Raw genomic sequence first — 13,257 nt, 5'->3', positions numbered from 1 at the left:
ACCGCATCCGGACAAAGACAGATGGCAGCGCAGGGGCACTGACCGTGATCTTTGCCCGGATGTTTTTTGTGGGAAAGGAATCTGCCTATGATTACAGTATTTAACAGAGAAAGCATTTATATCGGTACAGATATGCGCAGATTTTCAAAGATACGTGATATTCTTGCATGTGAAGGGATCGATTACACTTACAAGGTGTCGAATCCCATGGATAAATGGGCCGCGCCCGGAGCAGGCACGATGCGCAGCCGTATGGGAGGGTTCGCAGCTGAAGATACGTATGAGGTGTTTGTACATAAAAAGGATTACGAGAAGGCGAAATATGTGCTGCGGGAGCATGGAGTATGAAGATTACAGTTCTGACAGTAGGAAAAATCAAGGAAAAATATCTGCGGGACGGGATCGCTGAATATGCAAAGAGGCTTGGACGGTACTGCCGCCTGGAGATCCTCGAGGTGGCGGATGAAAAGACGCCGGATCAGGCGTCTGCCGCACAGGAAGCTCAGATCAGGCGGACCGAGGGAGAGCGGCTCCTGCGCTATATCAAAGACGGAGATTACGTGATCGCACTTGCGATCAACGGTCATATGCCGGACTCGGTGGAGCTCTCAAAGGAGCTTGACCGTCTTGGCGTGCAGGGAAAAGGGCATCTGGTCTTTGTGATCGGCGGATCGCTGGGACTTTCCGACGAGGTGCTGGACCGGGCAGATGATCGTCTGAGTTTTTCAAAAATGACCTTTCCGCACCAGCTGATGCGGATGATACTGCTTGAGCAGCTGTACCGCAGCTTCCGGATCAGCAGGGGAGAGCCGTACCACAAATAACATCCGGCGCTGCGGGATCTCAAAACGGCGGAGAGAAAAAAGACAGAAAAAGACAAAAAACTGTACAAAATCTGCAAATCAGCTCTTGCAGTTATAACGGTTATCCTGTATAATATTCGGGATAACTGTAAGTACTATATACAAAATGGAGGAGTAAGGATGTCCCAGAGAAAAGATATTAAAAAAGTACTGATCATCGGTTCCGGCCCGATCATTATCGGACAGGCTTGTGAATTTGATTATTCAGGAACTCAGGCGTGCAAGGCTCTTAGAAATTTAGGTTATGAAATTGTATTAGTAAATTCTAATCCGGCTACGATCATGACGGATCCGGAAACGGCCGACGTGACTTATATTGAGCCGCTTAATGTAGAACGAATTGAACAGATCATCGCAAAGGAAAGACCAGATGCTTTATTGCCGAATCTTGGCGGACAGTCCGGTCTTAATTTATGTTCAGAATTAGCGCAGGCAGGTGTGCTGGAAAAGTATAACGTAGAGGTGATCGGTGTTCAGGTAGATGCGATCGAGCGCGGTGAGGATCGTATTGAGTTTAAAAAGACAATGGAGAGTCTCGGGATCGAGATGGCAAGGAGCGAGGTCGCATACTCGGTGGATGAGGCGCTTGCGATCGCTGACCGCCTTGGCTATCCGGTCGTACTGCGTCCGGCTTATACGATGGGCGGAGCCGGCGGCGGTCTGGTATATAATGTAGAAGAGCTGAAAACGGTATGTGCGCGCGGACTGCAGGCAAGTCTCGTCGGACAGGTTCTGGTGGAGGAATCGATCCTTGGCTGGGAGGAGCTCGAGCTTGAGGTAGTGCGTGACGCGGACAACAACATGATCACTGTCTGCTTCATTGAGAATATTGATCCGCTCGGTGTACATACAGGAGATTCCTTCTGTTCCGCGCCGATGCTGACGATCCCGGAGAACGTGCAGAAGCGTCTTCAGGAAAAGTCCTATAAGATCGTTGAGTCGATCCAGGTAATCGGCGGTACAAATGTACAGTGGGCGCATGATCCGAAGACAGACCGTGACATTGTCATCGAGATCAATCCGAGAACGTCACGTTCTTCTGCGCTTGCATCCAAGGCGACAGGATTCCCGATCGCACTTGTCTCTGCAATGCTTGCTACAGGGCTGACCCTGAAAGATATTCCGTGCGGAAAGTATGGTACTTTGGATAAATACGTGCCGGACGGCGATTACGTTGTGATCAAGTTTGCGCGCTGGGCATTTGAAAAGTTCAAAGGCGTGGAGGACAAGCTTGGTACGCAGATGCGCGCGGTCGGAGAGGTCATGAGCATCGGAAAGACCTACAAGGAGGCATTCCAGAAAGCGATCCGAAGCCTGGAGACGGGAAGATACGGACTCGGACATGCAAAAGATTTTGACAGCAGATCCAAAGAAGAGCTGCTGCGTCTGCTTGCAACGCCGACAAGCGAGCGCCATTTCATTATGTATGAGGCGCTGCGAAAAGGTGCGACGGTAGATGAGATCCATGAGATAACAAAGGTAAAGCATTACTTTATCGAGCAGATGAAGGAGCTTGTAGAAGAGGAAGAAGCGCTGCTTTCTTACAAAGGAGGCCTTCCGTCTGACGAGGCGCTCACAGCGGCGAAGAAGGACGGATTCTCTGATAAATATTTGAGCCAGATCCTTGAGGTGCCGGAGGCTGATATCCGGACGCGCCGGATCGAGCTTGGCGTGGAGGAGGCCTGGGAGGGCGTTCACGTAAGCGGCACAAAGGATAATGCATATTATTACTCCACCTATAATGCACCGGACAAAAATCCGATCCGGGAGGAGAAGCCGAAGATCATGATCCTTGGCGGAGGACCGAACCGTATCGGACAGGGTATTGAGTTTGACTATTGCTGTGTACACGCTTCTCTGGCGCTGAAAAAGCTCGGATTTGAGACGATCATCGTGAACTGCAATCCTGAGACGGTTTCTACGGATTACGATACGTCTGACAAGCTTTATTTCGAGCCGCTGACACTGGAGGATGTACTAAGCATCTATAAGAAGGAGAAGCCGGTCGGCGTGATCGCTCAGTTTGGCGGACAGACGCCGCTGAATCTGGCAGCAGATCTGGAGAAGAACGGCGTCCGGATCCTTGGAACGGCTCCGTCTGTGATCGACCTCGCGGAGGACCGCGATCTGTTCCGCGCGATGATGGAGAAGCTGGAGATCCCGATGCCGGAGTCCGGTATGGCAGTCAATGTAGATGAGGCGCTTGCGATCGCAGATAAGATCGGCTATCCGGTGATGGTGCGCCCGTCCTACGTGCTTGGCGGACGCGGCATGGAGGTTGTATACAATCCTGAGAGCATGATCGGATATATGAAGGCTGCGGTAGGCGTGACACCGGATCGTCCGATCCTGATCGACCGTTTCCTCATGCATGCCACAGAATGTGAGGCAGATGCGATCTGCGACGGCACGCATGCATTCGTTCCGGCTGTCATGGAGCACATCGAGCTTGCGGGTGTACATTCCGGTGATTCTGCATGTATTATCCCGTCCAGACATCTCTCCGAGGAGAATGTTGCGACGATCAAGGAATATACGAGAAGGATCGCAGAGGAGATGCATGTAAAGGGTCTGATGAATATGCAGTATGCGATCGAAAATGGAAAGGTATATGTGCTGGAGGCCAATCCGAGAGCATCCCGTACGGTTCCGCTCGTATCAAAGGTATGCAACATCCGTATGGTACCGCTCGCGATCGAGGTGGCTACTGCAGAGCTTACAGGCAGACCGTCTCCGGTTCCACAGTTAAAGGAACAGGATATTCCGTATTACGGAGTAAAGGAAGCCGTGTTCCCGTTCAATATGTTCCAGGAGGTAGACCCGGTGCTCGGACCGGAGATGCGTTCGACCGGAGAAGTGCTTGGGCTGTCGAGATTCTGGGGAGAGGCATTCTTCAAGGCACAGGAGGCGACACAGACAAGGCTTCCGCTTGAGGGAACAGTGCTGATCTCTGTAAATAATAAGGATAAAGAAGAGACGATCCGTGTGGCCAGGGAATTTGTTGCGACCGGATTTAAGATCCTTGCGACAGAGGGAACGAAAAAATCCCTGGAAGAGGCCGGTATCGAGGCAGAGCAGGTCAATAAGGTGCAGGAAGGCAGACCGAATATCTACGATCTGATCATGAACGGCAAGATCGACCTGATCGTAAATACGCCAGTCGGGGCAAGCAGTAAGATGGATGACAGCTATCTGAGAAAGGCTGCTATCAAAAAGAAAGTACCGTATATGACAACGATCGCGGCAGCAGCGGCTACCGTCAGCGGTATCAAGTCTATGAAGATGCAGGGATGCGGTGAGGTCAACTCTCTTCAGGAGCTGCATGCAATGATCAAAGATAAATAAAAAGACAGGGTAGCGCCCGGTATATTTTGCAACGGGACGCCCATACGCTGTGCAGTGTGCTGCGGCAAATACAGAAAGTGTATTTTGCCGCAGCACATTTTTATAGTATAAGAAAGCACGATTTTATCCGATAGGGAATAAAGGGGAGAAAGACCACATATGCTTTACGGTAAAAGAGACGCGGTACAGGGGCGTGTGCAGTATGAAAAAAAGACCCGGGCAGTTTATGGGTTCTGGTCTCGTCCGGGCGATGCAGCTCCCGGAGGATGTTTCAAAGGGAACGATTCTTGTTTCGATGCAGGGGAGGGAACGGCTTGCGGTCGAAAATTTTAAGGGAATTTCTTCTTATACAGATACGCAGATACGGCTGATCACGAGGCAGGGAAAGATCTGCGTCACAGGCAGACATCTGAAGATAGAAAGCTATTCCAGAGATGAGATAGAAATCTCCGGCATTATTGATAAGCTGGAGTATCAGTAAGAAAGGTACCGCCAGAGACAGGGAAAGCCGGAAAAGAAGGGATCACCGGGCCGGCAGGAGGGAGGCTGTATGGAGGTACGTTTTTTGAATTTTTTAAAGGGATATGTCCGTATCCGGATTGGCGGAAGCTCGTATGACCGTTTTTTGAACCTGTGCGCCTATCACGATATCACGCTGTGGGAGCTGCTGCCTCAGGGAGAGGCGTATGAGGCGTACGTGCTTTTAAGGGATTTCAGAAAGCTGCGGATGATCGCCAGAAAAAGCCATGCGTCCGTGCGTATTACGGGGCGCTTTGGTCTGCCTTTTTTTATGCATAAATATCGGAAAAGAAAATTTTATATTGCAGGTATCGCCGCGGCTTTTCTTTTTATGTTCTGGCTTTCCTCGCACATATGGAATATCACGGTAGACGGAAACTGGTCCCAGACGGATGAGGTGATCTTTGAATATCTGGAGAGCGCAGGTATTCGTCACGGGATGCCGAAGTCGCAGGTGGACTGTAAGGAGCTGGCATCAGAGCTGCGCAATTATTTTACACAGTTTTCCTGGGTGGCGGCAGAGCTTAACGGGACGAGGCTCCAGATCCACGTAAAGGAGGGGATCCTGGAAGAGAAAATGTCAGATACCGGAGAACGGGAGGCGTCGGGTCTTGCCGCCTCAAAAGCCGGAACTGTCGTATCTGTGTATGCAAGAAGCGGAAGAAGCGTGGTACAGCCGGGAGATACGGTGGAGAAAGGACAGCTGCTTGTCTCCGGGATCCTTCCGATCTACGATGACAGCAAGTCGCTTTGCAGCGTGCAGTACGTAGCGGCGGACGCAGATGTGGTGCTGCGCACACAGACCCCGTACCGCGAGGTGCTGCCTCTTACGGCAAAGCAGAAGCATTATACGGGGCGGCAGAAGACGTGCTTTCGTGTGCGCATAGGAGAGCTGCCTTTTGCGCTTTCCGGATTTCCAGACAGCTATGAACAGTATGATGTGCTGGCCGAGACGGTCCAGATACAGCTTCTGGAAAACTTTTATCTGCCGGTATATGTGACAAAATATACAGTTAAAGAATATACAATAGAGAAAATTATATATACAAAAAAAGAAGCAGAGCAGATTCTGCAATCAAATTTAGAATATTTTATTCAAAAATTGCAGGAAAAGGGGGTTCAAATATTTGAAAATGATGTTAAAATAGAATGGAATGAGAAGTCTGCCATTGCGTCAGGCGTTCTTGTGACAGGAGAAAGTGCGGTGCGCCGTGTAGCGATAGACCGTGCAGAGGAGGAATTGCTGAAAAATGACTATGGTTGAGATGACACTGAATGTGCCGGCAGAGCATATACAGAATATTTTCGGTCAGTTTGACCAGTATGTAAAAAAGATTGAGCGGGCACTGCAGGTGACGGTGTTAAACCGCGACGGGACGATCCGGATCCTGGGAAGTCCTTCAAACGCTGTAAAGGCGAAGCATATTCTGGAAAGCCTGCAGGAACTCTCGCAAAAGGGGACAGCGATCACAGAACAAAATGTCAATTATGCGATCGCACTTTCCTGGGAAGAGAAGGAATCCTCTCTTGTGGAGATCGATGCGGACTGCATCTGCCACACAGTAAATGGAAAGCCGATCAAGCCAAAAACGCTGGGACAGAAGGCGTATGTAGATGCGATCCGTAAAAAGATGATCGTATTTGGCACGGGACCCGCCGGGACCGGAAAGACCTATCTTGCTATGGCAATGGCGATCACAGCGTTTAAGAATGACGAGGTGGGACGTATCATTCTGACGCGGCCCGCGATAGAGGCGGGGGAAAAGCTCGGATTTCTGCCGGGCGATCTGCAAAGCAAGGTCGACCCGTATCTGCGTCCGCTGTATGACGCATTATATCAGATCATGGGACCGGACAGCTTTCTGAAAAATATGGAGAAGGGTCTGATCGAGGTGGCGCCTCTGGCTTACATGAGAGGGCGGACACTGGACAATGCCTTTATCATTCTGGATGAGGCGCAAAATACCTCTCCTGCTCAGATGAAGATGTTCCTTACCCGTATCGGGTTTGGATCAAAGGTAGTTGTGACTGGAGACCAGACGCAAAAGGACCTGCCGTCCGGCGCTCCATCAGGACTTGATACAGCAATGAAGGTGCTTGCAAAGGTAGATGATATCAGCTTTTGCGCGATGACGAGTCAGGATGTTGTGCGCCATCCTCTGGTCCAGAAGATTGTAAATGCGTACGAGGAATATGAAAAACGGGAAAAGAAGCGCGAAACGCGCAGGCAGGAGACCGGGAGGAAGCCAAGATGACCATTGATTTTGAGCAGGAAGGAGCAGCAGATCTGGGGCTGGATCTGTATGAGATCGCGGAGGAAGTCATTTCCTGCGCGCTGGATTATATGGACTGTCCGTATGAGGCGCAGGTGGGTCTGCTGATCACGGACAACGAGGAAATACACAGGATCAATAAGGAGCAGCGCGGGATCGACAGCGCGACAGATGTCCTGTCCTTCCCCATGACACAGTATGAGGTGCCCGGGGATTTTGATTTTCTGGAAGATGAGGGGATTGACTGTTTTGAGCCGGATACCGGAGAGCTGATGCTTGGGGATATTGTCATATCGGCAGATAAGGTGTCAGAGCAGGCGGAGAAGTTCGGACATTCGGTAAAGAGGGAGTATGCGTTTCTGATCACGCACAGTATTTTGCATCTGATCGGATACGATCATATGACTCCGGAAGAGGCTGCACAGATGGAAGCGCTTCAGGAGGAGATTCTCGAAAAACTGAACATTACAAGATAAGGAGGAACAGTTTTATGAAGAGGAAAACATGGAAAAAGGCAGCAGCAGGGATGGCGGCAGCAGGAATGCTGCTTGGCAGTATGACAGGCGCCATGACGGCATCAGCAGCAGAGGACAACGGGATGGTACGCAGCTTTCTGACTGGCAAGCAGGTGCCGGAATCGATCGGACGCAAGCGCCCGATTTCCGTTATGATAAATAATATTGAAAATGCATTGCCACAGTCCGGCATTGCCAATGCTGAGATCGTATATGAGGCTCCGGTAGAGGGCGGCATCACGCGACTGATGGGGATCATGGAGGACTATCAGGACGTGGAGCGCATTGGTTCTGTGCGAAGCAGCAGAGAGTATTACGTATATTTTGCGAGGGAGTTTGATTCCTTTTATCTGCATTTCGGACAAGCCTGGTATGCGCTGGAGCTTTTGTGGCGGGATGATACGCTGAATTTAAGCGGTCTTGAGGATGCGGGACACGGAGAGGGAGACCTTGTATATTACAGAAGTGATGATTTCCCGGCGCCGCACAACGTATTTACAGATTATGAGCATATTCAGGAGGGAATTGATTTCAGAGGGTATTCCCGTGATTATTCTGATGCTTATCTGGAGCAGAACGGCCATTATCAGTTTGCGGCAGATGATGCTCCGGTCACACTGGAAAACGGGCAGGACGCAGTGTATGTCGCTCCGGGCTATGATTATAATAATGCTTATTTTCTGTACGATGCAGAGAGCGGAAAGTATACGAGATATCAGTTCGGAGATACACAGATCGACAAGCTGACCGGAAATCCGCTTCAGTATGACAATATCCTGATCCAGTACTGCTCCTGGTCTCCGCAGGTAGATTCTGATACATACCTGAATATCGATGTCCTTACCGGCGGCAGCGGAAAGTATATCACAAAGGGTAAGGCGATCGATGTAACCTGGAGCAAAGAAGGTGCTACGGCAGAAGATCCGTTTGCGCAGGGCAATTTCAATCCGACGCGCTATTACGACGCGGATGGCAATGAGATCACGCTGAACCAGGGAAAGACATGGGTCTGCATTGTGCTTGATACGGACAGTGACAATGTGGTAGTCAGTGCACAGCAGCCGTAATAAGGTCCGGAAAGGGACAAACTATATCTGATATATTACGAGGTCTGACGTGAAAGAGAAAAAGAATACCGGAAAAAATTTTTTAGTGCAGGGTACGATTCTGGCGGCGGCGTCTATCATTGCAAAGATCATCGGTCTGGTGTACCGGATACCGCTCCAGAACACATTGGGAAACGAGGGGGTCAGCTATTACAGCACCTCAAATGAGATTTATGCGATCCTGCTGATGATATCGTGCTTTAATCTGCCCCTTGCAGTTTCCAAGCTGGTATCAGAGCGTATCCACCGCGGCGAGTACCGCAATGCGCACAAGGTATTCCTGTGTGCGGTACGTTTTGCGCTGGTGGTCGGTGGCGGACTGGCGCTGATCACATATATCTTTGCAGGTGTCATCACGAAATATCTGATGTCGTTTGAGCTGGCATCCTATGCACTGCGCGTGCTTGCTCCGGCGATCTTTATTTCAGCAGTGATCGGTACATTCCGCGGCTATTTTCAGGGATATTCCAACATGGTCCCGACTGCGGTGTCACAGGTGATCGAGCAGATCATCAATGCGGTGGTCACGCTTGTCTGTGCAGATATTATGTACAGCTACGGGATGACGCTGGCTGCAAAGGAGGGAAATGATTCTCTGGGACCTGCATGGGGAGCAGCCGGCGGGACATTTGGTACTGTGGTGAGTATCACAGTGGCGCTTCTGTTCATGATGTTTATTTATACGGCGCAGAGAAAGACTCTGCGCCGCAATCTGCGGCGTGATCAGAGCTCGCGCCTGGAGCCGACGCAGCTGATCTACCGGCAGCTTGTGCTGACGATCCTTCCGGTAATATTAAGCACAGTGATCTACAACATCAGCAATGTGGCGGATCAGGGGATTTTTAACAAGGTATTAAACAGCCAGGGGTACACAGAGGCACAGTACGGCTCTATCTGGGGAATCTATTCCGGCCAGTTCCGTGTGCTGATGAACGTCCCGCTGGCGCTTGCATCGTGTATGGCGCCGGCGATCGTGCCGTCGCTGACTGCCGCGATGGCAAAGAACCGCCGCAGTGAAGCCCGTGCCAAGATCCGGCTGTCGATCCGTTTTACGATGCTTTTGACGATTCCGTGTGCGGTCGGTATGGCTGCCCTGGCGAAGCCGATCATTACCATGCTGTTTTCACAGGAAACGGGCGCGCCTCTCTCGGCAGGAATCCTCCAGGCAGGCGCTCTGATGATCGTGCTGTACGCTCTGTCTACCCTTACGACAGGGATTTTGCAGGGACTCGGACAGCTTCGCCAGCCGCTGGTAAACTGCAGTATTGCGCTGGCGGTCCACTTTGTTGTGCTGTATTTCCTTCTGACTGCAGCCAATCTCAATATTTATGCAGTGGTATATGCAAATATTTTATTTGCGCTGCTTGTGTGCATCATGAATGCCGTGTGCATCAGGCGTTTTATCCATTACAGACAGGAGTGGTACCGGACCTTTGCCGTACCTGCGATCGCTTCTGTGATCATGGGTGCTGCCGCTTATCTGGTATATTCGGTATTCCACCTGTTCGCAGGTAATACGATCTCCACGATCCTGGCGATCCTGATGGGCGCTGCCGTGTATGTGGTCAGCCTTGTATCGTTCCGGGGGATTACGATCGAAGAGATCGCAACATTTCCAAAGGGGCACCTGATCATCAGGCTCCTTCGAAAAACAGGGCTGTTAAGATAAGACAGCAGGGGAGTTATTATGAAGTACAGAGAGAATTTGAAAAATAAGAGCAGGATCGTTATCAAGATCGGGAGCTCCTCGATCACGCATCCTGAGACGGGCGCGCTGAATCTGACCAAGCTCGAGATCCTTGTGCGGGAGCTTTGTGATCTGAAAAATGCCGGGAAGGATGTGATCCTGGTATCCTCCGGCGCGATCGCTGTCGGGCGCCAGACGATCGGCTTCCACCACCGTCCGAAAAACGTGGCAGAAAAGCAGGCGTGTGCGGCGATCGGACAGGCGCAGCTTATGATGATCTACCAGAAGCTGTTTGGCGAGTACGGTCATCAGGCAGCGCAGGTTCTGATGACGAAGGATACCATGATGGACAATCTGAGCCGCCGAAATGCATCCAATACCTTTGATGAACTGCTGGCGCTCGGAGCGATCCCGATCGTCAATGAAAACGACACGGTGTCCACCTATGAGATCCAGTTTGGAGATAATGATACGCTTTCTGCTATCGTAGCTGCTCTCGTGGGAGCCGATCTGCTTTTGCTGCTTTCTGATATTGACGGACTTTACACGGATGATCCGCGGAAGAATCCCGACGCCCGCTTTATTGACTTTGTCGATACACTCGACGGGCATCTGATGCAGATGGGCAAGGGCGCGGGAAGCGATGTGGGAACAGGCGGCATGGCAACCAAGCTTTCAGCAGCAAAGATCGCTACGGCTTCCGGAGCGGATATGATCATCGCAAATGGAGATGACTTTCATGTGATCCACCGGATCCTGCAGGGAACGCCGGTCGGAACACTGTTTCAGGGAAAGAAAAATGAGGATTTTTATCTGATTGACATACTGGAAAAGGAATTTTGACGGAGGAAACAAATGAGCATAGATCAGAACAAGCTTGCGCGTATCAATGAGCTTGCGCGCAGGGCAAAGGCGGAGGGGCTTACGCAGGCTGAAAAGGAAGAGCAGGCCATGCTTCGCAGAGAGTATATAGAAGCAGTGCGTGCAAATCTGCGCGGACAGCTCAACAATATCGATATTATCAACAAAGACGGAACGATTGAGAATCTGGGTGAAAAATATGGAAAAAAAGGAAATTAGAAAGCTTGTATTTTCCAGAAGAAAGGAGCTTTCTCCTGCGTGGGCAGAAGAAAAGAGCCGGGTGATCTGCAGGCAGATCACAGAGTCAGACCTTTTTGTAAAAGCAGATGCCGTTTATGTCTACATGGACTGCAAAAATGAGGTATCGACAAAGCTGCTTTGTGAGGAGGCTTGGAAAAGAGGAAAGAGAGTGGCCGCGCCTAAGGTAGAGGGTGAGGATATGGTATTTTACTATATTTCTTCCTGGCAGGATGTGGCGCCAGGCTACTACGACATTCCGGAGCCGGTGACGCAAAGGGCGGCTTCTGATGAGGAAGCGCTGCTGATCGTTCCCGGGGTGGGCTTTGATGCAAAGCGTCATCGCTGCGGTTATGGGAAAGGATTTTATGACCGCTACCTGTCCGCTCATCCATCGCATCCGACCGTGGCTGTAGCATTTGAATTTCAGATGATGGACGAGGTGCCGTCGCAGGAGCATGATATCCTCCCGGAGTATCTGATCACAGAGGAGCGCTTTTTTGCAGACCCAAAGCTTCTGCTTACGGCGATCGGCAAAAAGGCGAAGGAGACTGAGCCAAAGCTTCGCATACTTCCGACGGCAAAAAAGAATGAGGTTCTTTTGCAGGCGGCGCAGGCGCTTGAAGCACACAAAGAAGAGATCCTTCGGGCGAACGAAGCGGATATCCGCCGTGCGCGCAGCAACGGCATGCCGGAGGGGATGGTGGACCGTCTGCTGTTAAATGACGCACGAATAGGGGCGATGGCGCAGGGGCTTCGTCAGATAGCCGGACTGGACGACCCCATCGGAGAGGTTACCGAGATGAAAAAACGCCCGAACGGGCTGATGATCGGGAAAAAGCGCGTACCGCTCGGCGTGGTGGGCATCATCTATGAGTCCCGCCCAAATGTGACGGCAGACGCGTTTGCTCTGTGCTTTAAGACTGGAAATGCGGTTATCTTAAAGGGTGGAAGCGATGCGATCCATTCAAATACAGCGATCGTGAAAATACTGCGAAATGCGCTTTGCGAGGCGGATGTCCCGGCAGATGCGCTGCAGCTGATTCAGGTGACGGACCGCGAGGCGACCGCGCAGTTTATGAGACTGAAGCCGTATGTCGACGTCCTGATCCCACGGGGCGGCGCAGGGCTGATACGCACAGTCGTAGAGAACAGTACGATACCGGTGATCGAGACCGGGACAGGAAACTGCCATATCTATGTAGATGAGTCGGCGGATATTGCAATGGCAGTTGAGATCATCCATAATGCAAAGACACAGAGGATCGGTGTGTGCAATGCCTGTGAGTCCCTGGTCGTGCATGAAGCGATCGAGCGGGAGCTGCTTGGCGCGCTGGAAAAAAGACTGAAGGAGCATCAGGTAGAGCTGCGCTGCGACGATCAGGCGCTTTCCTGCATAGAGGGAGGAGTCCGCGCAAAGGAAGAGGACTGGGGCAGAGAGTATCTGGACTATATTCTTTCAGTCAGGACCGTAGCTTCTCTGGATGAGGCGATCGCTCATATCAATCAGTATAATACAGGACATTCGGAGGCGATCATTACATCGGACTACAATCATGCGATGCGTTTTCTGGATGAGGTCGATGCTGCTGCCGTGTATGTCAACGCATCCACACGGTTTACAGACGGTTTTGAATTTGGCTTTGGAGCAGAGATCGGTATCAGCACACAGAAGCTTCACGCGAGGGGACCAATGGGGCTTCTGGCGCTTACGACAACGAAATATATTATTTTCGGAAACGGGCAGATCCGCCCATAAGAACGAAAAAGCAAGGGTATCAAATATTGACAAAACTGCCGCTTACGAATTATAGTAGTCTGTGGCAGTTTTTTGCACGTCACGCAGCAGAA

The 13,257-nt window shown here is 51.0% G+C and carries 12 protein-coding genes and 1 pseudogene; all 13 read left to right on the top strand.

Annotated elements, in window-relative coordinates; translation table 11 throughout:
• Positions 1–87 precede the first annotated feature (87 nt).
• Positions 88–348 carry a hypothetical protein gene (locus tag QOX44_RS01070; protein ID WP_283680796.1) on the top strand — a complete coding sequence of 87 codons (261 nt, stop codon included), beginning with the start codon at positions 88–90 and terminating at the stop codon, positions 346–348.
• Entirely contained in the window at positions 345–824 is a 480-nt protein-coding gene (gene rlmH / locus QOX44_RS01065; protein WP_283680795.1) for a 23S rRNA (pseudouridine(1915)-N(3))-methyltransferase RlmH, read from the top strand. The genes QOX44_RS01070 and rlmH overlap by 4 nt, the downstream gene beginning before the upstream one ends.
• 159 nt (positions 825–983) lie before the next feature.
• On the top strand, positions 984–4,208 hold the full coding sequence (gene carB / locus QOX44_RS01060) for a carbamoyl-phosphate synthase large subunit (RefSeq protein WP_283680793.1): 3,225 nt from the start codon (positions 984–986) through the stop codon (positions 4,206–4,208).
• Positions 4,209–4,410: 202 nt separating this feature from the next.
• Positions 4,411–4,689 (top strand): YabP/YqfC family sporulation protein, encoded by a 279-nt coding sequence (locus tag QOX44_RS01055; protein ID WP_283680792.1) that lies wholly within the window; start codon positions 4,411–4,413, stop codon positions 4,687–4,689.
• Positions 4,690–4,758: 69 nt separating this feature from the next.
• On the top strand, positions 4,759–5,991 hold the full coding sequence (locus tag QOX44_RS01050) for a sporulation protein YqfD (RefSeq protein ID WP_283680791.1): 1,233 nt from the start codon (positions 4,759–4,761) through the stop codon (positions 5,989–5,991).
• Positions 5,978–6,982 (top strand): PhoH family protein, encoded by a 1,005-nt coding sequence (locus tag QOX44_RS01045; RefSeq protein WP_283680790.1) that lies wholly within the window; start codon positions 5,978–5,980, stop codon positions 6,980–6,982. Before QOX44_RS01050 ends, QOX44_RS01045 begins: the two co-directional genes overlap by 14 nt.
• On the top strand, positions 6,979–7,476 hold the full coding sequence (gene ybeY, locus QOX44_RS01040; RefSeq protein ID WP_283680789.1) for an rRNA maturation RNase YbeY: 498 nt from the start codon (positions 6,979–6,981) through the stop codon (positions 7,474–7,476). The genes QOX44_RS01045 and ybeY overlap by 4 nt, the downstream gene beginning before the upstream one ends.
• 14 nt (positions 7,477–7,490) lie before the next feature.
• A complete protein-coding gene (locus QOX44_RS01035) occupies positions 7,491–8,582 on the top strand; it encodes a DUF3048 domain-containing protein (protein ID WP_283680788.1) in 1,092 nt (363 codons plus the stop codon).
• 49 nt (positions 8,583–8,631) lie between these two features.
• The gene (locus QOX44_RS01030) at positions 8,632–10,290 is read left to right on the top strand and encodes a putative polysaccharide biosynthesis protein (protein WP_283680786.1); all 1,659 of its coding nucleotides are present in this window, start codon (positions 8,632–8,634) and stop codon (positions 10,288–10,290) included.
• An 18-nt stretch (positions 10,291–10,308) separates the two neighbouring features.
• A complete protein-coding gene (gene proB, locus QOX44_RS01025) occupies positions 10,309–11,151 on the top strand; it encodes a glutamate 5-kinase (RefSeq protein ID WP_283680785.1) in 843 nt (280 codons plus the stop codon).
• 12 nt (positions 11,152–11,163) lie between these two features.
• Positions 11,164–11,388, top strand: coding sequence for a DUF896 domain-containing protein (locus QOX44_RS01020; RefSeq protein WP_331488278.1), 225 nt, complete (start codon positions 11,164–11,166; stop codon positions 11,386–11,388).
• Positions 11,369–11,836, top strand: a pseudogene (locus QOX44_RS18175) (5-formyltetrahydrofolate cyclo-ligase); the annotation flags it as partial. The gene QOX44_RS01020 and the pseudogene QOX44_RS18175, both read left to right, overlap by 20 nt.
• 87 nt (positions 11,837–11,923) lie before the next feature.
• On the top strand, positions 11,924–13,165 hold the full coding sequence (locus QOX44_RS01010; RefSeq protein ID WP_334305516.1) for a glutamate-5-semialdehyde dehydrogenase: 1,242 nt from the start codon (positions 11,924–11,926) through the stop codon (positions 13,163–13,165).
• Positions 13,166–13,257: the final 92 nt, after the last annotated feature.

It is taken from the genome of Parablautia sp. Marseille-Q6255, assembly GCF_951230155.1.
Classification (GTDB): Bacteria; Bacillota; Clostridia; order Lachnospirales; family Lachnospiraceae; genus Choladousia.
This window is presented reverse-complemented; position numbering and strand designations above follow the sequence as displayed.

What these genes read in the sequence shown, in the direction of transcription:
- QOX44_RS01070 (WP_283680796.1), top strand. Translation starts at nt 88, where the DNA reads ATGATTACAGTATTTAACAGAGAAAGCATTTATATCGGTACAGATATG.
- rlmH (WP_283680795.1), top strand. Translation starts at nt 345, where the DNA reads ATGAAGATTACAGTTCTGACAGTAGGAAAAATCAAGGAAAAATATCTG.
- carB (WP_283680793.1), top strand. Translation starts at nt 984, where the DNA reads ATGTCCCAGAGAAAAGATATTAAAAAAGTACTGATCATCGGTTCCGGC.
- QOX44_RS01055 (WP_283680792.1), top strand. Translation starts at nt 4,411, where the DNA reads ATGAAAAAAAGACCCGGGCAGTTTATGGGTTCTGGTCTCGTCCGGGCG.
- QOX44_RS01050 (WP_283680791.1), top strand. Translation starts at nt 4,759, where the DNA reads ATGGAGGTACGTTTTTTGAATTTTTTAAAGGGATATGTCCGTATCCGG.
- QOX44_RS01045 (WP_283680790.1), top strand. Translation starts at nt 5,978, where the DNA reads ATGACTATGGTTGAGATGACACTGAATGTGCCGGCAGAGCATATACAG.
- ybeY (WP_283680789.1), top strand. Translation starts at nt 6,979, where the DNA reads ATGACCATTGATTTTGAGCAGGAAGGAGCAGCAGATCTGGGGCTGGAT.
- QOX44_RS01035 (WP_283680788.1), top strand. Translation starts at nt 7,491, where the DNA reads ATGAAGAGGAAAACATGGAAAAAGGCAGCAGCAGGGATGGCGGCAGCA.
- proB (WP_283680785.1), top strand. Translation starts at nt 10,309, where the DNA reads ATGAAGTACAGAGAGAATTTGAAAAATAAGAGCAGGATCGTTATCAAG.
- QOX44_RS01020 (WP_331488278.1), top strand. Translation starts at nt 11,164, where the DNA reads ATGAGCATAGATCAGAACAAGCTTGCGCGTATCAATGAGCTTGCGCGC.